Here is a 1,762-nt window from a genome sequence, read left to right as displayed (position 1 = left end):
GGGTTCTCCACCACCCAGTCGTCCACCCACTCCGACGGTGACGGGAAGCCCGTCGCCTCCCGGCATGCGCTGCCCGCCGAACTCATCGCGCTGTCCAGGGCCGTTGGGGACGGCGCCTACAACCGACCGAGCACCTGGGCCAACAGCGACCCCATCTGCGAAGCGGAATCCCGGCCGGCCTGAAGAACCTCCTCGTGGTTCAGCGGCTCACCCGTCATACCCGCGGCGAGGTTCGTCACCAGGGAGATACCCAGCACCTCCGCACCCGCCTCGCGCGCGGCGATGGCCTCCAGCACGGTCGACATGCCCACCAGGTCCGCCCCGATCACCCGGGCCATGCGGATCTCGGCCGGAGTCTCGTAGTGCGGCCCGGGGAACTGGGCGTAGACGCCCTCCTCCAGAGCCGGGTCGATGTCCTTGCACAGGGCGCGCAGCCGAGGGGAGTACAGGTCCGTCAGGTCGACGAAGTTCGCGCCGACGATCGGGGACGTGGCCGTGAGGTTGATGTGGTCGCTGATCAGCACCGGCTGCCCGGGCCGCATACCCTCGCGGAGCCCCCCGCAGCCGTTGGTGAGGACGATGGTCTTGCAGCCGGCGGCGACGGCGGTACGGACCCCGTGCGCGACGGCGGCGACACCGCGGCCCTCGTAGTAGTGGGTACGGCCGAGGAAGACCAGCGCGCGCTTGTCACCGATCTTGTACGAGCGGACCCTGCCCCCGTGTCCCTCGACGGCCGGCGGCGGGAAACCGGGCAGCTCGGTGACGGGGAAGTCGGCCTCGGAAACGCCGAGCGCGTCGACGGCCGGTCCCCAGCCGGAGCCCATCACAAGGGCGACGTCGTGGGTCTCGGCGCCCGTCAGTTCGCGCAGGCGCGTGGCGGCGGCGTCAGCGGCGGCATGGGGGTCGCCCTGGATGTCGTCCGGAAGAAGAGATGCGTTCACGCGGATGAGCGTAGCTGGTCTGGGCCTACGCGCGTAGATGACAGAGCGCACGGGATGGCGATCGTTGTCTTGTCGTTTCCAACGAGACCTGTGACGGGCGTTATGTGTGGGAAACCCTCAGCGGAATCGCGGGGGACCCGCGGCAGAGCCGTGCGGAACTCTCGGTAGAGCCGTGCGGAACCCTCAGCAGGGACGCTTCCGCAGCTCCATCACGTAGTCGTGCGGCGCGCCCGCGGACTCGGCGGCGTCGGCGAGTTCGCCGAGGTACCGCGCCGACGGGAGTCCCCCCTCGTAGCCGTTGAGCACGTACACCCAGGCGGGTTCCTCGCCCTCCAGGGTGTGCACCCGGACCCGCATGCGGCGGTAGACGTCGAGGCCGACGCCCTCCCACCGGTCCATGGAGTCCTCGTCGGGCGGCGCGATCTCGTACAGCGCGACGAAGACCTGGGAGCGCGGTGCCTCCACGATCGTCGCGAGCGCGCCCTCCCAGCCCATGTGCTCGCCGCCGAAGGTCAGCCGCCACCCGTTCAGCCAGCCCGTGGCGCGCAACGGCGAGTGCGGGGCGCGGCGGGTCATCAGCCGCGCGTCGAGATTGCCGGCGTACGCGGCGTAGAGCGACATGCTTCGAGAGTATCGCGGCCGTGCGCGGCGACACGAGCATCCGTGTCCTCAAGAACGGCCAGGTCGACGCGATCGTCACCGACCTGCCGACCGCCTTCTACATCACCTCGGCCGAGGTGACCAACGCCAAGATCGTCGGCCAGTTCGAGAACCAGGGCGGCACGCCGGCGCGGCCAACGCGTCGTCCAGCGCTCGTCCAG

General features: G+C 70.3%; 2 protein-coding genes and 1 pseudogene. 1 reads left to right on the top strand and 2 read right to left on the bottom strand.

Annotated features, from left to right (window positions below):
• Positions 1-116: 116 nt before the first annotated feature.
• Entirely contained in the window at positions 117-941 is an 825-nt protein-coding gene (locus ACNFOC_RS53990) for a purine-nucleoside phosphorylase (RefSeq protein WP_416966257.1), read from the bottom strand.
• Between the two features lie 183 nt (positions 942-1,124).
• A complete protein-coding gene (locus tag ACNFOC_RS53985) occupies positions 1,125-1,562 on the bottom strand; it encodes a gamma-glutamylcyclotransferase family protein (RefSeq protein ID WP_019055782.1) in 438 nt (145 codons plus the stop codon).
• Positions 1,563-1,582: 20 nt separating this feature from the next.
• Here ACNFOC_RS53985 and ACNFOC_RS53980 point away from each other — a divergent pair.
• Positions 1,583-1,762, top strand: a pseudogene (locus tag ACNFOC_RS53980) (hypothetical protein); the annotation flags it as partial.

This window comes from Streptomyces colwelliae, from assembly GCF_048158785.1.
Lineage (GTDB): Bacteria > Actinomycetota > Actinomycetes > Streptomycetales > Streptomycetaceae > Streptomyces.
This window is presented reverse-complemented; position numbering and strand designations above follow the sequence as displayed.